The organism is Streptomyces sp. NPDC001933, from assembly GCF_042890955.1.
In the GTDB taxonomy this organism is placed as follows: domain Bacteria; phylum Actinomycetota; class Actinomycetes; order Streptomycetales; family Streptomycetaceae; genus Streptomyces.
The window spans coordinates 214,157-231,887 of record NZ_JBIASS010000013.1; the positions used below are offsets into that span (position 1 = coordinate 214,157).

Genomic DNA, 17,731 nt, shown 5'->3' on the forward strand with positions numbered 1-17,731 from the left:
AGGCCGGGCCGGGGCCGTGCGGCCGGATCAGCTGTTGCCCGCGTGCCCGGCCGTCAGCCCGGGATCCCGTTCGACCACCGGGTCCAGGATCTCGTCGATCCGCTTCAGCAGCTCCGCGTCGAGCGTCACGCCGGCCGCCGCGGCGTTCTCCGCCACCTGCTCCGGCCGGGAGGCGCCGATGATCGCGGCCGAGACGTTGGAGTTCTGCAGCACCCACGCGACCGCGAGCTGGGCCAGGCTGAGACCGGCGCCGTCGGCGAGCGGCCGCAGCCGCTGGACGCGCTCCAGCACGTCGTCGCGCAGCCAGTCGGCGATCATGTTCGCGCCGCCCTTGTCGTCGGTCGCGCGCGAACCGGCCGGGAGCGGCGCACCCGGCTTGTACTTGCCGGTGAGCGCGCCCTGGGCGATCGGGGACCAGACGATCTGGCCGATGCCCAGTTCCTCGGAGGCGGGCACCACGTCGCTCTCGACGACCCGCCACAGCGCCGAGTACTGAGGCTGGTTGGAGATCAGCGGCACCCGCAGCTCGCGGGCCAGCCCGTGCGCGGCGCGGAGCTGGGCGGCCGTCCACTCCGAGACGCCGATGTAGAGGGCCTTGCCGGAGCGGACGACGTCGGCGAACGCCTCCATCGTCTCCTCCAGCGGTGTCGAGTGGTCGTAGCGGTGGGCCTGGTACAGGTCCACGTAATCCGTCTGCAGACGGCGCAGCGAGTTGTCGATGGACTCCATGATGTGCTTGCGGCCGAGCCCCCGGTCGTTGTGTCCGGGGCCGGTCGGGAAGTAGACCTTGGTGAACACCTCCAGGCCCTCGCGGCGTTCGCCCTTGAGCGCCCGGCCCAGGACGGCTTCGGCCCGGGTCTCGGCGTAGACGTCCGCGGTGTCGAAGGTGGTGATCCCGGCGTCCAGAGCGGCCCGGATGCAGGCCGCAGCCGCGTCCTCCTCCACCTGGGAACCGTGGGTGAGCCAGTTCCCGTAAGCGATCTCACTGATGGTCAGGCCGCTGCGGCCGAGTCGGCGGAACTCCATGTGGCTGCTCTCCCTGTGCTCGTCAGGCGCGGATCACGCAATCGCCGGGCCATGCTATGCGTCCGCGCCGGTGCCGTCCGGACAGGCTCGGGCCCGTGGGACGGTGCCGTGGACGGCGCGGAGGAACGAGGCGTTGTCCGGGGTGCGGCGGAGCCGGTCCAGCAGGGTTTCCAGCGCGGTCTGCGGGTCTCTGGTGTGCAGCGCGCGCCGCAGCCCGCGCACCACCCGCAATTCGCTCTCCGGTACGAGGAGTTCCTCGCGCCGGGTGCCGGAAGACGGGATGTTCACGGCCGGGTGGACGCGTCGTTGGGCGAGTGTGCGGTCGAGCCGGAGTTCCATGTTGCCGGTGCTCTTCAGCTCCTCGAAGAAGTAGTCGTCGGCACGGGAGCCCGTCTCCACCAGTGCGGTGGCCAGGATGGTGAGGGAGCCGCCCTCCTCGGCGAGCCGTGCGGCGCCGAAGAGCTGCTTGGGGCCGAGCAGGGCGGCCGCGTCGACACCGCCGCTGAGGGTGCGTCCGCCCGCGGCGGAGGCGTTGTTGTGGGCGCGGCACAGGCGGGTGAGGGAGTCGAGCAGGACGACGACGTCCTGGCCTTGTTCGACCAGCCGCTTGGCACGTTCCACCGCGAGTTCGGCGAGCGCGATGTGTTCCTTCGCGGGCCGGTCGAACGTCGAGGCGAGCACCTCGCCCCGGACCGACCGGCGCATGTCGGTGACCTCTTCGGGACGTTCGTCGACCAGCACCACCATGAGGTGGCACTCGGGGTGGTTGGCGGCGACGGCCGCGGCGATCTGCTGGAGCAGCACCGTCTTGCCGGTCCTGGGCGGCGCGACGACGAGCCCGCGCTGTCCCTTGCCGACCGGTGCGAGCAGGTCGACGAGCCGCATCGCGGCACCGCCGGACGGCGTCTCCAGCCGCAGCCGCTGCCGGGGGTGGAGCGGGGTGAGGTCACGGAAGTGGGGCCGGCCCCGGAGCGCCTGCGGGGAACGGCCGTTGACCAGCTCCACGACGGACAGGGTGCGGGGCCGGTCGCAGAGTCCGGTCACGGCGTCGCCCCTGCGCAGGCCGTGGCGGCGGATCAGGGCGGCCGGGACCACCACGTCGCCGGGGGAGGGGAGGCCGTTCCGTACGCGCAGTACGCCGTTCCCCTGGTGTGTGAGGTCGAGTACGCCGGCGGCCTCGGTGATGTTCGTGGCATCGGCGGTCAACTGCCTTTGTTGAAGCGGGTGTTCGAGAGAGATGGTCATGTCGGGTGGGTCCTTTCGCGGACATGGCGAATAAGGGGCCGGACGGCGCGGGGCGGCAGAGAACACGCCCCCGACGACGGGCGGGAAAGTCCGAACGGGCAGAGCCCGGCCCGGACTGGATGAGGTGATGCGGAGAGCTGGATCGCCGGTCGGAGAAGGACGGGCGCGGCAGCTTCGGAGAGATGAATCGGCACCGGCGCCTCGGAGCGAGGCGGACACTGGTACCACAAAAACGATAGCACGGCCCTGCGGGAGCGGGACCGTGCCGGGGACGGGCAGGACTGCCAGGGCCCCGAAATCCGGTTGCCGAGGCTCTCGCGGAGTGATGTGGTTCTCCGGGCCCCCCGCCCGCTCACCCGTTCCGACCGGCGCCCCGGGCGCACAGGAGTCACTTTGTCGATACGCATCACCGCGCTGGCCGACCCCGACCGGCCCGCCGGGAGCCACCGTCTGGCCTGGCTCGCCTCCGGCCCCGACGGCAGTCCCCTCGGCTCGGCGTTCCTGCGCGTCATCACCCGCGAGGGCCAGGACCACCTCGCCGAACTGGAACTCGCCGTCCACCCCGCGGAGCGCCGCAACGGCGTCGGCTCATTGCTGTTCGACGCCGCGGTCGCCGCCGCCCGCGAGGAGGACCGGCGCAGCGTCATCGCGCAGACCGGGACCGGATCGGCGGGAGACCACTTCCTGCGGGCCAAGGGACTGCGCAGGGTCCTGACCCTGACGTACGTACGGCTCCCGCTGGCGAAGGCCGACACCGAGGCCCTGCACCGGGCCGTCGGACGGCCGCACCCGGGCTACCGGCTGATCTCCTGGGACGGCACCGTCCCGGACGAACTCGCGCCGACGTTCGCCGCCTCCCGCCGGGCCATGGACGACATGCCCATGGACGACACCGACTTCGGCACGGTCGTCTGGGACGTGGACCGGGTCCGCTCCGCGGCGGCGGCCGTCGCGGCCCGCGGCGACCTGCTCCACACCGTCGCGGCGGTCGAGGAGTCCACCACCAGGATCGTGGGCTTCACGGAACTCGTCGTCCCGGGCGACGGAAAGGGCGACGCCCAGCACTACGGCACCGGAGTCCTTCCCGAGCACCGGGGACACGGCCTCGGAGCGTGGATGAAGGCAGACTCCATCCTCCACGCCCGCGAGACCCACCCCGGCCTGGAGGGGCTGCTGACGGACACCGCCGACAGCAATACGCACATGCGGCGCATCAACGACGCACTCGGCTACGAGCCGACACACAGCTCGGTCGAGTACCAGCTCGATCTGTAGGTGCCACGAACGTCCGGCGGCCCGGGAGTTCCGGACCGCCGGACGCAGACATCGCGTACCCGGACCGTCAGGCCACCGGGTCACCGGCCTCCGCGACCGCCGCCGAGCCCCGGAACGCGGACAGGATCTGCTCGGCCGCCAGCGTGGCCGTCAACTCCCCGTCCCGCACCCGCTGTTCCAGCCCCGGCGTGAGGGCGCGCACCTCGGGATGGCCGCGCAGACTCTCCAGCAGCTCGTCCCGCACCATCGTCCACGTCCAGTCGACCTGCTGGTCACGCCGCTTCGCGGCGAGCCGCCCGGTCGACTCCAGCAGCGCCCGGTGCTGCTCAAGACGCTCCCACAGGGTGTCGAGACCGGCGGACTCCCGGGCGCTGCAGGTGAGCACCGGAGGTGTCCACGCCGCGTCCACCGGGTGCATCAGCCGCAGCGCGCCCGCCAGTTCACGCGCGGCCGCGCGGGCGTCGCGCTCGTGCGGGCCGTCCGCCTTGTTGACGGCGATCGCGTCCGCCAGCTCCAGTACACCCTTCTTGATGCCCTGGAGCTGATCGCCGGTCCGGGCCAGCGTCAGCAGCAGAAACGTGTCGACCATATTGGCCACCGCCGTCTCCGACTGCCCGACGCCGACCGTCTCCACCAGCACCACGTCGTACCCCGCGGCCTCCATCACCACGATGGACTCCCGGGTCGCCTTGGCCACCCCGCCGAGCGTTCCGGCGGTGGGGGACGGGCGCACGAACGCCGCCGGGTCCACCGCCAGCCGCTCCATCCTGGTCTTGTCGCCCAGGATGGAGCCGCCCGTACGGCTGGAGGAGGGGTCGACGGCCAGCACCGCGACCCGGTGCCCGAGCCCGGTGAGCATCGTGCCGAGCGCGTCGATGAAGGTGGACTTCCCGACCCCGGGCACGCCGCTGATGCCGATCCGCCGGGCGGCTCCGGAGTGCGGCAGCAGCTCGCGCAGCAACCGCTGGGCCAGCGCCCGGTGATCGGGGCGGGTGGACTCGACGAGAGTGATGGCGCGCGCGATGTGCGCCCTCTTCCCGTCGAGCACCCCCTTCACATAGCTGTCGATGTCGATCCTGGGAGCCATCGGGTCAGCGGCTCACAGCTCGTGGCCGAGCGCGGCGCCGAGCCGCGTCACCAGGTCGTACGCGGCATCCGGGATCACCGTGCCGGGCGGGAACACGGCCGTCGCGCCCGCCTCGTGCAGCGCCTCGATGTCCTGCGGCGGAATCACCCCGCCCACCACGATCATGATGTCCTCCCGCCCCTCGGCCGCCAGCTCCTCGCGGAGCGCCGGTACCAGTGTGAGGTGCCCGGCGGCCAGCGAGGAGACGCCCACGATGTGCACGTCCGCCTCCACCGCCTGCCGCGCCACCTCGGCCGGCGTCTGGAACAGCGGGCCGACGTCCACGTCGAAGCCCAGGTCGGCGAAGGCGGTCGAGATCACCTTCTGGCCGCGGTCGTGGCCGTCCTGTCCCATCTTGGCGACCAGGATGCGCGGACGGCGCCCCTCGGCCTCCTCGAACGTGTCCACCAGCGCCCGGGTACGGTCCACGGAAGGGGATTCACCTGCCTCGTTGCGGTACACACCGGAGATCGTACGGATCTGGCCCGCGTGCCTCCCGTACACCTTCTCCAGGGCGTCCGAGATCTCGCCCACGGTCGCCATCGCGCGCGCCGCGTCGACGGCCAGTGCCAGCAGATTGCCTTCGAGGCCGGGGCCGGGATCACGTTCGGCAGCGGCCGTCAGTGACCGCAGCGCCGCCTGGCAGGCGGCCTCGTCGCGTTCCTCGCGCAGCCGGCGCAGCTTCTCGATCTGCTGGGCGCGCACCGAGGAGTTGTCGACCTTCAGCACATCGATCTGCTCGTCGCTCTCCACCCGGTACTTGTTGACCCCGATCACCGGCTGGCGTCCGGAGTCGATCCGCGCCTGGGTGCGGGCCGCGGCCTCCTCCACCCGGAGCTTGGGGATGCCCGCGTCGATGGCCTGCGCCATGCCGCCCGCGGCCTCGACCTCCTCGATGTGCTGCCAGGCCCGGCGCGCCAGGTCGTACGTCAGCTTCTCCACGTACGCGCTGCCGCCCCACGGGTCGATCACCCGGCCGGTGCCCGACTCCTGCTGGAGCAGCAGCTGGGTGTTCCGGGCGATCCGGGCGGAGAAGTCGGTCGGCAGGGCGAGCGCCTCGTCGAGCGCGTTGGTGTGCAGCGACTGGGTGTGCCCCTGGGTGGCGGCCATGGCCTCCACACAGGTCCGGGTGACGTTGTTGAACACGTCCTGCGCGGTCAGCGACCACCCCGAGGTCTGCGAATGGGTGCGCAGCGAGAGCGACTTGGCGTTCTTCGGCTCGAACTCCTTGACCAGCTTGGCCCAGAGCAGCCGGGCCGCCCGCAGCTTCGCGATCTCCATGAAGAAGTTCATGCCGATCGCCCAGAAGAACGACAGCCGCGGCGCGAACGCGTCCACGTCGAGACCGGCGTCCCGGCCGGCCCGCAGATACTCCACCCCGTCCGCGAGGGTGTACGCCAGCTCCAGATCGGCCGTCGCACCCGCCTCCTGGATGTGATAGCCGGAGATGGAGATCGAGTTGTAGCGCGGCATCTTCTGCGAGGTGTACGCGAAGATGTCGGAGATGATCCGCATCGAGGGCTTCGGCGGATAGATGTAGGTGTTGCGGACCATGAACTCCTTCAGAATGTCGTTCTGAATGGTCCCGGCCAGCTTCTCGGGCGGTACGCCCTGTTCCTCCGCGGCGACGATGTACAGGGCGAGGACGGGGAGCACCGCGCCGTTCATCGTCATCGACACGGTCATCCTGTCCAGCGGGATGCCGTCGAAGAGCTGCCGCATGTCATAGATCGAGTCGATCGCCACGCCGGCCATGCCGACGTCACCGGTCACCCGCGGGTGGTCGCTGTCGTAGCCGCGGTGGGTCGGCAGGTCGAAGGCGACGGAGAGACCCTTCTGCCCGGCCGCGAGGTTGCGGCGGTAGAAGGCGTTGGACTCCTCGGCCGTGGAGAACCCGGCGTACTGCCGGATCGTCCAGGGCTGGTTGACGTACATCGTCGGGTACGGGCCCCGCAGATACGGGGCGATGCCCGGGTACGTACCGAGGAAGTCGAGCCCTTCGAGGTCGTGCCCGGTGTACAGCGGCTTGACCGCGATGCCTTCCGGGGTCTCCCACAGCAGATCGCCGTCGGAACTGCCGGAGGACTCCTTCACCGAGGCACGCCACTGGTCCTCGGACACCTCGGCGGCGCCGCCCGGACCGAGCTCGATGCCGGAGAAGTCGGGGATACGCATTACGCCACATCCATACGGTCGAGAAGGGAGGAGAGCACGGCCACCACATCGGAGCCCGCGAAGACGTACTCGTCGACGCCGGCGTACTCGCCGGGCCGCCCGGCCAGGAACACCCGCTCGGCGCCCGCCGACCGCAGTGCCCCGGCGACCGCCTCGGCCTGCTCGGCGTAGAGCGCGTCGCTGGAGCAGAGGCACGCCACGGTGGCCCCGCCGGCCCTGAAGGCGTCGGCGGCCGTGGTCGCGTCGACCGAGACCGGGTCGTGGACCGGTTCGATGCCGCCGGCCTGGAACAGATTGGCGGCGAACGACGCCCGCGCGGTGTGCGCCGCGGCGGGGCCGAGCGCGGCGAGGAAGACCTTCGGCCGCTGCCCGGTCGCCACGAGATGCGCGTCCGACCGGGCGCGCAGCGCCTCGAACGCCTCGTCCCGGCGGACCCTGGGCAGACCGCCCGGCGCGGCCGGTACGGCGGGGGACGGCTCACGCTCCACAGGCCGCTCCGCGAGCTGCGGGAACTCGCTGACCCCGGTGATCGGCTCCTTGCGCCGCGCCAGATCCTTGCTGCGTGCCGCCCAGGTGGCCGCCAGACGCTCGCCGATCATCCCCGAGCGGAGCGCGGCGGCCTGACCGCCGGAGCGTTCGATCTCCTGGAAGAACGACCAGGCGGCATCGGAGAGTTCGGCGGTGAGCCGCTCCACGTACCAGGAACCGCCCGCCGGGTCGATCACCCGGGCCAGGTGCGACTCCTCCAGCAGGATCGTCGAGGTGTTACGGGCGATGCGCCGGGCGAACGCGTCCGGCAGGCCCAGCGCGTGATCGAACGGCAGCACGGTGACGGAGTCGGCGCCGCCGACCCCCGCCCCCAGACACGCCAGCGTCGTGCGCAGCATGTTCACCCACGGATCGCGCCGCGTCATCATCACCGACGACGTCACCGCGTGCTGACGCTGCGCACCGGCACCGGCGGCCCCGCACACCTCGGCCACCCGGGACCACAGCCGGCGCGCGGCCCGCAGCTTGGCGATGGTCAGGAACTGGTCGGCGGTCGCCGCGTACCGGAACTCCAACTGCCCGCAGGCGTCCTCGACCGGCAGTCCGGCGTCGGTCAGCGCCCGCAGCAGGGCGACACCGGTCGCCAGCGAAGCGCCCAGCTCCTCGGCCGCCGAACCGCCGGCCTCGTGGTACGGCAGCGCGTCGACGGTCAGCGCCCGCAGCCCGGGAAACTCCCGTGCGCACCGCTGTGCCCAGTGCACGGCGTCCGGCAGATCGGGCTCGGCGCCGCTGCGGGCGGCCTGCCCGAACGGGTCCGCGCCGAGGTTCCCGCGCAGGCTCCCCAGGTCGATGCCCCGCTCCGCGCAGATCCGCAGCAGCTCCCTCGCCGCGGCGTCGGTCTCGTCGCCGGCGTCGAGCACGACGGGAGCCAGATCCAGGTAGACCCCGTCCAGGGCCCCCGCCAGCGCGGACACCGGCACACCCGCGGCACCGCCCACGGTCAGCCACAACGAGGTGACGCCGTTCTCCAGATCGGCGAGCACCGCCTCGTTGAGACGCGCGGGATCCGGCAGGGTGTGCCGCTGCCGTACGTCCCAGCCGCCCGCCGCGCTGCCCTCGGCCTTGCTGCCGCGGGTGAAGGGGGCGAAGCCCGGATATCCGGCATCGGGCGCGCTGTCGCGCGAGGTGTAGAGGGGACGGGTGATGAGCCCGTCCTCCACCGTGGTGGACAGTGCTTCCTCGGCGGCCGGACCCGCAGCCTCCTTGCCCGACTTGCGCAGCACACCCTCGACGAGGTGTTGCCAGTGCTCATGGGCGGGGGCGGGGAATTCGGCGGCCAACGAAAACCCGTCGGCAGGCAGGACCGTCATGCCCAGATGCTAGGTCAGGGGGCTTGAGGGCAGCATGGGTTCCGCTTGTGACCTTGCCCTCTCCGGAGCGCACTTGATCCTTCACCCACCGTCGCGTAGCCGGCCCCGGCCCGGCCCTGACCCGGTGATCGGTGGTTCCTCCAACACATCTGGCGTCTGCTCCACAGGTCACTCGGATGGATTGCAGCTGCCATGACAGCTCGAATATCTTGTCGCACATGCAGTCCTACACAATCGGCCAGGCGGCACGCCTGCTGGGGGTCAGCCCCGACACGGCCCGCCGCTGGGCGGATGCCGGGAGGGTCGCCACCCACCGCGACGAGAGCGGCCGCAGGCTCATCGACGGCCGCGACCTGGCCGCCTTCTCCATCGAGGTCGGTCAGGGCGCGGGCAGCGAGGACGACGCCCCGTACACCTCGGCCCGCAACGCCTTCCCGGGCATCGTCACCGCCGTGAAGCTCGGCGACGTCGCGGCCCAGGTGGAGATCCAGGCGGGCCCGCACCGGCTGGTGTCACTGCTCACCCGCGAGGCCGTCGAGGAACTGGGGCTGGAGGTCGGCATGCAGGCCACCGCCCGCGTGAAGTCCACCAGCGTGCATATCGACCGCGTCTGACCGCGCGTCACCCACGGCACGCATCGACTTCAAGGAGTCACCGAGCTGCCGACCGCCCCTCACCGGGCGGCGTCGCCCGCGCGGAGGCCCGGCGCGAGGCGCAGCAATGGTTCGACCGGCTGGGCGTCGGCCACCTCGCCCACCCCGGGCCCGCCCAGCTCTCCGGCGGCCGGGCCAGGCCCGGCGCGTGGCCCTGGCCGGGGCGCTCGCCGCCCCCCCCCGAAGCGGCGGCCGAGCCGGGGCCCGTCGAGGGGGCCGCCATATGGGCGAGCGTCAAGGCGAACGAAGTTACTGTCGTCGTGCTCTGAGCGCGAGGATTCCCCGGAGCGGCCGGCGCGGCGCGGCGTGATCCGTTCCGTTCTGTTGCGTTCCCTGGTCGGAATTCAAGGGCCGTCGTGGCGGTCCGTGCGCCGACCGGCGCCGCCCTTCGAGCCGGGATTCACAGAACACACCGCTATTGGTGTGGTGTGCCCCCTGACCTGGGTGGGGGCGGTGTCGATTTCACATTTCCTTTATCTCTGCGAGTGCCACCGATCGATTGTCCTCCGGCGTTTTACTTTGTCGATTTCCCGGCTGCGTGCGACGTTTGATCCGGCAAAACCGAATGAATTCGGATACGCGTCGGGAAAAAAGGGGAAGTTCATCGTGCAGACCGCCAGGGCCGTCCCGGCATCCACCGTCCTCAATCTGCGCGACCTGGGTGGCATCGCCCTGGGCCCGGACCACCGGGTCCGGGCCGGCGTCGTGCTGCGGTCCGGTCAGCTCAGTGGGCTCGACGCGGCGCAGGACTCGCAGGTGGCCGCACTCGGCATCCGTACCGTCGTCGATCTGCGGACCGCCGACGAGCGTGCCGCGGCCCCCGACCGGCTGCCGCCTGGCGCGCGGCTGTTCGTCGCCGATGTGCTCGGGGGCAACCCGGGTGTGGCGCCCGCCCGGCTGCGCGCACTGCTTGCCGACCCCGTCGCGGCCGAGCGGCTGCTGGGCGGCGGAAAGGCGGAGGGGCTCTTCGCGGACACCTACCGGCAGATGGTGCTCTCGCCGGGTGCGTCCGCCGCCTACCGGGCCTTCGTCGAGACGGTCGCCGACGACCGGGCCCGCCCGGTGCTGTTCCACTGCACGGCGGGCAAGGACCGTACCGGCTGGGCCGCCGCCCTGCTCCTGATGATGCTCGGGGCGTCCCGCGAGGTCGTGCGCGCCGAGTTCCTCGCGGTTAATCCGGTGGTACGGGTCGCCTTCGCGCCGTACGTGCAGGACTTCCTGGACGCGAACGGCGACCCGGGGATCGCCTCCGCGATCACCGAGGTCCGCCCCCGTTACCTCGACACGGCGCTGGACGCGATGGATGAGCGCTGGGGCGGACTCGACGGGTATGCGCGCGACGGCCTGCGCATTCCCGAAGCGGCGCTGGAGCGGCTGCGTGCCGGGCTGGTGGTGCCTGCCTGAGTCGGAGTGATCGGTGCGCTCCGGGGTTGACTTGATACCCCTAGGGGGTATGTTGTGAGGCGTCGGGAAGCGCTGCCTCCCGGTCGACCCGATGGAGGGACCTGTCATGAACAACGCACTGAAGATCACCGCCTTCGCCACCGCGCTCGCCGCGACCTTCGGAACCGCGTACGGAGTGGGCAAGGGCGTCGACCCGCTGGTGGCCGCGGAGGACCGCCCCGCGCAGCAGCACGGTGGCCACGCCGGGGGAGAGGAGGGCGGGGCGAAGGCCGCGGTGGCGGACCACGCGCCCGGCGGGCTGCAGATCTCCGAGGGCGGCTACACGCTGGACCTGGAGACGCCGGTGGTCCGGGCCGGCGACCGAAGTGAGATCCGGTTCGCCGTCAAGGACGACAGCGGACGCAAGGTCACCGCCTACCAGCGTGAGCACGGCAAGGAGTTGCATTTCATACTCGCCTCCACCGACCTCACCCAGTACCGGCACCTGCACCCCGTCCGGGCGGCCGACGGCACCTGGTCGACCCCCGTCGACCTTCCCGAAGCGGGTGGCTACCGGGTGTTCGCCGACTTCACCCCGGCGGCCGCGGGCGCCGAGAACCTCACGCTGGGCGCGGATCTGGCCGTCTCCGGGGCCTACCGCCCCGCCGCTCTCCCGGCCCAGGGCGCCACCGCCGAGGTGGACGGCTACCGCGTCGCGCTCGGTGGCGACCTCCGGGCCGGCCGGAGCGGCGAACTGAAGCTGACCGTCAGCAGGAACGGCCGTCCCGTCACCGATCTCCAGCCCTACCTCGGTGCGTACGGGCACCTCGTCGCCCTGCGCTCGGGCGACCTGGCCTATCTGCACGTCCACCCGAACGAGGGCGGCCCCGGTCCGGTGGTGTCCTTCACCGCGACGGCTCCCAGTGCCGGGGCGTACCGGCTCTTCCTCGACTTCAAGCACGAGGGCAAGGTGCGCACCGCGGCCTTCACCGTCCGGGTGGCGGAACCGGGCAACGACGGCGACGGGCACCAGGGGAGCGGGTCCGAGGAGTCTGCCGGACACGCCCACTGAGGCGGGTGTCCGGTCCCCGGAACGGCGTTGTGCCGAAGGGGGTTGCGATGCGGGTCCGTGCGGGCGCCGAGCCTCACGAGGGCCCCTGGGTATCGTGGAGGGACCGGATTACGAATCTCCGAGAGGGGCGTACGTTGACCGAGCGCAAGCCTGCGGGCGTCAGCTTCGAGTCATGGGTCGACAAGCAGATCCGGGAGTCCGAGCAGCGCGGCGACATCTCGCAGTTGCCAGGGTTCGGCAAGCCGCTCGACGCCATCGGGGCTCCCTACGACGAGAACTGGTGGATCAAGCAGAAACTTCAGCGCGAAGGGGTCTCGGTGCTCCCGCCGGCCCTGGCCCTGCGCAAGCAGGCGGAGGACGTGGCCGAATCCGTGTCCAAGGCACGGACGGAGGCCGAGGTGCGGCGCATGCTGTCCGAGGTCAACGAGAAGATCGCGGCGGCCATCAGGCGGCCGCCGCCGGGCCCGCCGCTGAACCTCAAGCCGTTCGACATCGACGCCGTGGTCGACGAATGGCGCACGGCGCGCGATCGGCCGTAGCGCCCGGCGGGCCGGTGGCCGGCTCGCGAGTGGGTGTCCAGCAGCCGGATGCGTAATACTCCATCCATGAAATCGAGCATTACGCGCCGGGGTGGCGAGGCGCTGCGGGAGACCGTAGGCATCAGGCGTGCCACCGTCCGGGACGCGAAGCGGCTCACCCGGCTGGTCAGGACCTCCCGCGCCTACGAGGGCCACTACGCCGCCATGGTCGCCGGATACAGGGTGGGTCCCGACTACATCGAGACCCATCGGGTCTTCGTGGCGGTGGAGGCCGGCTCCGAGCGGGTGCTGGGTTTCTACGCGCTCGTTCTCGAGCCGCCGGAGCTCGACCTCATGTTCGTCGCCGACGACGCGCAGGGGCGAGGCATCGGGCGGCTCCTCGTCGGGCATCTGCGCGCGGAGGCGGAGAGCGCCGGCCTCACCGGGGTCCGTGTCGTCTCGCACCCGCCCGCCGAAGGCTTCTACCGGAGTGTGGGCGCCCGGCGGACCGGCACCCTGGCGGCCACCCCGCCCGCGGTGATGTGGGACCGGCCCGAGCTGCTGCTGCCGGTCACCTGATCCGGGGCGACAGGGGGCCCGGCCGGGACGCGTGCACGAGCCCCGGCCGAACTCCCTTGTCAGGACGCCGTGTTACGAGGGGAAGCCGCCGTACGGGCGCGTGATGATCTCCATGGCGTGACCGGCGGGATCGAGGAAGTACACGCCTCGGCCGCCGTCGTTGTGGTTGATCTCGCCCGGCTGCTTCTGGTGCGGATCCGCGAAGTACGCGACCCCGAGCTCCTTGATGCGGGCGTACGCGGTGTCGAACTCCGCCTCCGAGATGAGGAAGGCGTAGTGCTGCACGGTGATCGAGGCCTCGGGAATGGTCGCGAAGTCCAGCGTGACCCCGTTCGCGGTGGTGACCGGGATGAACGGGCCCCATTCCTCGCCGATTTCGAGCCCCAGTATGTCCGCCAGGAACTCGGCGGACTTCCGGTTGTCCCGGGAGTGGATGATGGTGTGATTCAACTCGACTGACACTGTGGAATGCCTCCAACGGGCATCTCACGGGCACCTCCACGCCTCACCCGGCCGGTGACCGACGCGCGATGCCGTACCAAAAGCCTAGGTGAGGTCGAACTGATCGTCGAGGTCCGGGCGAACAGATCCGGCCACCGCCACGGCCCCGATGACCGGCTACGGTGGGGGAGGGGAGAAGGTGAAGTACTCCGGGTATTCGGACGGAGGCTCCCGGTGACCTCGACAGCACGTCTTCCCGACGCCCAGGGCCGTGGCGGCCGCGACGAGACGCCCGAGGAACGGGCGGACCGGCGGTGGACCGACCTGCTCCAGGAACTGCGCGTGGCCCAGACCGGCGTCCAGATCCTGTTCGGCTTCCTGCTCGCCGTCGTCTTCCAGCCGCGCTTCGGCGAACTCTCGGACACCGACCGCACCATCTACGTGGTCACGGTGATGCTGGGATCGGCCACCGCCGCCGCCCTGATCGGGCCTGTTTCGTACCACCGGCTGCTCACCGGGCGGCGGCTCAAACCGCAGACGGTCGCCTGGGCGTCACGGATGACCGTGCTCGGGCTCGTCCTGCTGTTCTGCACCATGTGCTCCGCCCTGCTGCTCATCCTGCGGGTGGCCCTGCACAACTCCGTCGCGCTGTGGCTGGTCGGTGCGATGGCGCTGTGGTTCCTGATCTGCTGGTTCGTCTTCCCGGCCTGGGCGCTGGCCCGCTCCTCGTCCGTACGCGGGAAATGACCGGCAGCAGACGAGGGGCCGACCGGGTCAGCCGGGACCGTCCGCCGCGAGCCCCCGGACGTCCGTGACCGTGAAGAGGCCGCCGTCCGGATCCAGCAGGGTCGCCTCCGAGCCCTGCGCCAGCGCCCGCTGCTCGACCAGGCTGCCGCCGTGCTCCCGCGCCGTCGCGACCGTGGCCACCACATCGGTGACCGGGAAGTGCACCTGCCAGTGCGGGCGGACCAGGGGATCGGGCGCCGCCTCCACCGCGCCGGAGCTGATCCGGAACAGCCGTCGCCCGTCGCACTCGACGATGACCTCGTCCCCCTCGTACGACACCTCGCAGTCTCCCGGGCGCCCGCTCGCCCAGTCGAGCACCTGCCCGTAGAAGATCGCGGCGTCGAAGGCGTTCCTGGTGTGCAGACGGAGCCAGGCGTGCGAATGGCCGTCCGGCGCGGGCGGCGAGGTCGCGGGCTCGGTCCGCTCCCAGATCCCGAACACCGCACCGTCCCGGTCCGCCGCGATCGCCCCGCGCCCCTTGCCGAGAGCCATCGGTCCCACGGCGACGGTGCCGCTGCGCTCACGGATGCGCGAGGCCGCCGCGTCGGCGTCGGGGACGGAGAAGTAGGGCGTCCAGGCCACGGCCACCCGGTAGGCGGTCGCCACCGCGCCGATGCCGGCGACCGGTACGTCGCCCCGGCGGGCGACCGAGAACTCCTGTCCCAGCTTGCCCGGACGGAAGGTCCAGCCCAGCACCGTGCCGTAGAACTCCTGCGCCGCTCCCAGGTCACGGGTCATGAGGTTGACCCAGCAGGGCGCTGCGGATCCGGTCAGCGGCGCCGGTGTCGGCGCCTTCCCCGGGTGGCTTCCGGTCATGGTCCTAACTGCCTTCATCGGTTCCGAGGTCTGGGTACGCCTGTGGCCGGCGGACCCCCACCAGCCTCACCGCTGGCAGTCACCCCCGCAACACGCGACGCTCCCACCGCGGACCGGCGCCGGGAGGTCCGCGGGGTCAGTCGCGCCGCTCGTCGGTCTCGCGGGGGATGGGCTCGTTCCCGTGGTCGCCGAGTTCGTACGGCGAAAGGCCCCGGCGGTCCGGCGGGAAGTGGTCGTCGCCGTGCACATCGTGTTCCTCGATGTGGCTGCGGTGGTCCGGCCGCGGTGGCTGCTCGTCGGGGCTGGGCGGTGGCAGTTCCTGGTCGCGGCGCCGCTGTCCGAGCCAGAAGGCGCCGATCAGTACGGCCACCAGAGCCACTCCGACAATGCCCATCACCACCCCGGTGGCGCCTCGCCCGTCGGCGAAGGTGACGGCCAGCGAACTCAGGTCTGCGTTCGAAACGTCCATGCTTGCCGGATACCCCGAGGCAGAGCCCTCACTCAATAATTCATATGAATTCATGTTTTAAGTGGATATAGCCTGAAAAGTGTTTCGCCTCGGGCTTCGCGCCGCAGGGCCGTGATCCGTTCGAATTCCGGTGGCCTCGTGTCGCCGTCGCCCTGCCACGGGGTGAGCCTGGAGACATCCCCGAATCGCCCCAGGGGCATGGAGCGGAAGGAACCGCGGTGAACACCATCAAGGAGAAGCAGACGGAGGACAGCGGGTACACCGAGGAGGTGTCGGTCGTCATCAGCGGATGCGAGAAGGCCGACGCGCGGACGGTCTTCGATGTGCTGCGGGCCGCGTTCACCACCGACCGGGCCTCGGTCGACGTACCGCAGGACCTCGCGGGCAAGCGCCCCACCGCATGGGTGGTGACCGTCGACGTCACGGAGGCCCGGGTGGTCTCCGGCCCGGTCGCGCTGGGCGCGCCCGTGAGCGTCGACGTGCAGGGCGGCTACTGGGCGGTGGAGAGGCTGAGGCAGAGCCTGGCGCACGCCTTCGACGTGACCGTCGTCGGGACCGTCTCCGGCGACCAGGAGGAAGAGGTGCGGCTGCGTCTGTCGAGCCGGTAGACCGATGGGACGACCGGCCGACGGGTCAGGGCCCGGTGGCGGAGCAATGAAGCGGGAAGCCGTCGCACGTCTGGTAGAAAACGGTCAAAAGGCCACCCCTGAAAGGTGCGAGTGCGTGGACCCCTCTCGCGGGCGGGACGACGGTGCGCAGCAGCCGGGAGCAACCGGTCACCGTTCCACCCTGACACTGCAGATCAATGGAACCGAGCGGACGCTCACGCTCGATCACCGCACCACCGTCCTGGACGCCCTGCGCGAGCACCTCGGCCTCACCGGCGCGAAGAAGGGCTGCGACCACGGACAGTGCGGGGCGTGCACGGTCATCGTCGACGGCCGGCGGGCCAACAGCTGCCTGCTGCTCGCCGTCGCCCACGACGGCGCCACCGTCACCACAGTCGAGGGCCTCGCCGACGGCGACCGGCTCCACCCCCTCCAGGAAGCCTTCCTGGACCGCGACGCCCTGCAGTGCGGCTACTGCACCCCCGGCCAGATCTGCTCCGCGGTCGGCATGCTCGGCGAGGCGGCCGACGGCTTCCCGTCCCATGCCACCGCCCGCAGGGCACCGGTATCGGCCCCGGCGCCGCTCGACGCCGACGAGATCCGCGAGCGGATGAGCGGCAACCTGTGCCGCTGCGGCGCCTACCCCCGCATCGTCGAGGCGATCGAGGACGTGGCGCTGTGAAACCGTTCGCCTATTTCCGCGCCCGGTCCGCCGAGGAAGCGGTCCGTGAGCGCGCCGCCCACCCCGGCGCCGTGTTCCTCGGCGGTGGCACCAACCTCGTCGACCTGATGAAGCTCGGCGTCGCGGCCCCGGACCGGCTCATCGACATCAGCCGGCTGCCGCTGGACCACGTGGCCGACACCGAGGACGGCGGCCTGCGGATCGGCGCGACCGTGCGCAACAGCGACCTGGCCGCCCATCCCGCGGTACGCACCCGCTACCCCGCCCTGTCCCAGGCGCTGCTGTCCGGCGCCTCCGGGCAGCTCCGCAACACCGCCACGACCGGCGGCAACCTGCTCCAGCGCACCCGCTGCCCGTACTTCCAGGACACCTCCAAGCCGTGCAACAAACGGGAACCCGGCACCGGCTGCCCCGCCCACGACAGCGCCCAGCGCGACCTCGCGGTACTAGGCCACTCCGCGCACTGCGCCGCCACCCACCCGTCCGACATGGCCGTGGCGCTGTCCGCCCTCGACGCCACCGTCCAGCTGTACGGACCGGACGGCGGACGGACCCTGCCCGCCACCGGATTCCACCGCCTGCCGGGCGACACTCCCGAACAGGACACCGAGATCCTGCCGGGCGAACTCATCACCGAGCTGGTCCTGCCACCGCGCCCGGAAAGCGCCGCCTCCCTCTACCGCAAGGCCCGCGACCGCGCCTCCTTCGCCTTCGCCCTCGCGTCCGTCGCCGCCGTACTGAGCGTCCGCGGCGGCCGGATCGAGCATGCCGCGCTGGCCTTCGGCGGGCTCGCCCACCGGCCCTGGCGCGCACACACCGCCGAGGACCTGCTGCGGGGAGCACCGGCCACCGACGAGACGTTCGAGCGCGCGGTCGACGCCGAACTCGCCGCCGCCCGGCCGCTGCGCGAGAACGCGTTCAAGGTGGGCCTCGCCCGCAACCTGGCCGTCGACGCACTCGCCGAACTCGCCGCCGAGACCTGAGCGACCGGCCCCGGCACCGCCCCGCCGGCAGCCGG

At 71.5% G+C, this 17,731-nt stretch carries 18 protein-coding genes; 10 read left to right on the forward strand and 8 right to left on the reverse strand.

What is annotated here, in order from left to right; genetic code table 11:
* Window positions 1–27 precede the first annotated feature (27 nt).
* Together ACFYY7_RS29145 and rho are read right to left on the reverse strand one after the other, a co-directional pair.
* Window positions 28–1,026, reverse strand: coding sequence for an aldo/keto reductase family protein (locus ACFYY7_RS29145; RefSeq protein ID WP_388665989.1), 999 nt, complete (start codon window positions 1,024–1,026; stop codon window positions 28–30).
* Between the two features lie 54 nt (window positions 1,027–1,080).
* Window positions 1,081–2,271, reverse strand: a complete 1,191-nt coding sequence (rho, locus tag ACFYY7_RS29150; RefSeq protein ID WP_388665992.1) for a transcription termination factor Rho — start codon at window positions 2,269–2,271, stop codon at window positions 1,081–1,083.
* A 393-nt stretch (window positions 2,272–2,664) separates the two neighbouring features.
* Between rho and ACFYY7_RS29155 the strand changes: the two genes are divergently transcribed.
* The gene (locus tag ACFYY7_RS29155; protein ID WP_388665995.1) at window positions 2,665–3,546 is read left to right on the forward strand and encodes a GNAT family N-acetyltransferase; all 882 of its coding nucleotides are present in this window, start codon (window positions 2,665–2,667) and stop codon (window positions 3,544–3,546) included.
* Between the two features lie 67 nt (window positions 3,547–3,613).
* Here the strand turns inward: ACFYY7_RS29155 and meaB are convergent, their stop codons facing one another.
* From meaB to mutA, 3 genes are read right to left on the reverse strand one after another with little or no spacing between them, the layout of a single operon-like run.
* Complete coding sequence (gene meaB, locus ACFYY7_RS29160) at window positions 3,614–4,633, reverse strand: methylmalonyl Co-A mutase-associated GTPase MeaB (RefSeq protein WP_351258578.1); 1,020 nt, start codon at window positions 4,631–4,633, stop codon at window positions 3,614–3,616.
* Window positions 4,634–4,645: 12 nt separating this feature from the next.
* Window positions 4,646–6,847: a methylmalonyl-CoA mutase gene (gene scpA / locus ACFYY7_RS29165; protein ID WP_388665999.1), complete on the reverse strand. Its 2,202-nt coding sequence runs from the start codon at window positions 6,845–6,847 to the stop codon at window positions 4,646–4,648.
* Window positions 6,847–8,706: a methylmalonyl-CoA mutase small subunit gene (gene mutA / locus ACFYY7_RS29170; RefSeq protein WP_388666002.1), complete on the reverse strand. Its 1,860-nt coding sequence runs from the start codon at window positions 8,704–8,706 to the stop codon at window positions 6,847–6,849. The genes scpA and mutA overlap by 1 nt, the downstream gene beginning before the upstream one ends.
* Before the next feature lie 218 nt (window positions 8,707–8,924).
* Here mutA and ACFYY7_RS29175 point away from each other — a divergent pair, with 218 nt between their 5' ends.
* The 5 genes from ACFYY7_RS29175 to ACFYY7_RS29195 all read left to right on the forward strand — a co-directional run bounded on the left by ACFYY7_RS29175 (window position 8,925) and on the right by ACFYY7_RS29195 (window position 12,911).
* On the forward strand, window positions 8,925–9,320 hold the full coding sequence (locus ACFYY7_RS29175; protein WP_388666006.1) for a molybdopterin-binding protein: 396 nt from the start codon (window positions 8,925–8,927) through the stop codon (window positions 9,318–9,320).
* Window positions 9,321–9,965: 645 nt separating this feature from the next.
* Window positions 9,966–10,763: a tyrosine-protein phosphatase gene (locus ACFYY7_RS29180; protein WP_388666009.1), complete on the forward strand. Its 798-nt coding sequence runs from the start codon at window positions 9,966–9,968 to the stop codon at window positions 10,761–10,763.
* A gap of 106 nt (window positions 10,764–10,869) precedes the next feature.
* A complete protein-coding gene (locus tag ACFYY7_RS29185) occupies window positions 10,870–11,814 on the forward strand; it encodes a hypothetical protein (protein ID WP_388666012.1) in 945 nt (314 codons plus the stop codon).
* 134 nt (window positions 11,815–11,948) lie between these two features.
* On the forward strand, window positions 11,949–12,353 hold the full coding sequence (locus ACFYY7_RS29190) for a DUF1992 domain-containing protein (RefSeq protein WP_351258588.1): 405 nt from the start codon (window positions 11,949–11,951) through the stop codon (window positions 12,351–12,353).
* A 66-nt stretch (window positions 12,354–12,419) separates the two neighbouring features.
* Window positions 12,420–12,911: a GNAT family N-acetyltransferase gene (locus tag ACFYY7_RS29195; RefSeq protein ID WP_388666015.1), complete on the forward strand. Its 492-nt coding sequence runs from the start codon at window positions 12,420–12,422 to the stop codon at window positions 12,909–12,911.
* A 72-nt stretch (window positions 12,912–12,983) separates the two neighbouring features.
* Here ACFYY7_RS29195 and ACFYY7_RS29200 read toward each other — a convergent pair whose 3' ends face one another.
* Complete coding sequence (locus ACFYY7_RS29200) at window positions 12,984–13,373, reverse strand: VOC family protein (RefSeq protein ID WP_388666018.1); 390 nt, start codon at window positions 13,371–13,373, stop codon at window positions 12,984–12,986.
* Between the two features lie 213 nt (window positions 13,374–13,586).
* On the opposite strand from ACFYY7_RS29200, the gene ACFYY7_RS29205 reads away from it, so the two are divergent.
* Window positions 13,587–14,099, forward strand: coding sequence for a DUF6328 family protein (locus ACFYY7_RS29205; RefSeq protein WP_388666021.1), 513 nt, complete (start codon window positions 13,587–13,589; stop codon window positions 14,097–14,099).
* 27 nt (window positions 14,100–14,126) lie between these two features.
* On the opposite strand, the gene ACFYY7_RS29210 is transcribed toward ACFYY7_RS29205, so the two are convergent.
* Both ACFYY7_RS29210 and ACFYY7_RS29215 read right to left on the reverse strand, forming a co-directional pair.
* On the reverse strand, window positions 14,127–14,954 hold the full coding sequence (locus tag ACFYY7_RS29210; RefSeq protein ID WP_388666024.1) for a VOC family protein: 828 nt from the start codon (window positions 14,952–14,954) through the stop codon (window positions 14,127–14,129).
* Between the two features lie 136 nt (window positions 14,955–15,090).
* On the reverse strand, window positions 15,091–15,423 hold the full coding sequence (locus ACFYY7_RS29215) for a DUF6479 family protein (protein WP_388666027.1): 333 nt from the start codon (window positions 15,421–15,423) through the stop codon (window positions 15,091–15,093).
* 218 nt (window positions 15,424–15,641) lie between these two features.
* On the opposite strand from ACFYY7_RS29215, the gene ACFYY7_RS29220 reads away from it, so the two are divergent.
* From ACFYY7_RS29220 to ACFYY7_RS29230, 3 genes are all read left to right on the forward strand, one after another.
* Window positions 15,642–16,031 (forward strand): hypothetical protein, encoded by a 390-nt coding sequence (locus ACFYY7_RS29220; RefSeq protein WP_388666030.1) that lies wholly within the window; start codon window positions 15,642–15,644, stop codon window positions 16,029–16,031.
* 115 nt (window positions 16,032–16,146) lie between these two features.
* Complete coding sequence (locus tag ACFYY7_RS29225; protein WP_351258598.1) at window positions 16,147–16,713, forward strand: 2Fe-2S iron-sulfur cluster-binding protein; 567 nt, start codon at window positions 16,147–16,149, stop codon at window positions 16,711–16,713.
* Window positions 16,710–17,696: an FAD binding domain-containing protein gene (locus tag ACFYY7_RS29230; protein ID WP_388666033.1), complete on the forward strand. Its 987-nt coding sequence runs from the start codon at window positions 16,710–16,712 to the stop codon at window positions 17,694–17,696. The genes ACFYY7_RS29225 and ACFYY7_RS29230 overlap by 4 nt, the downstream gene beginning before the upstream one ends.
* Window positions 17,697–17,731: the final 35 nt, after the last annotated feature.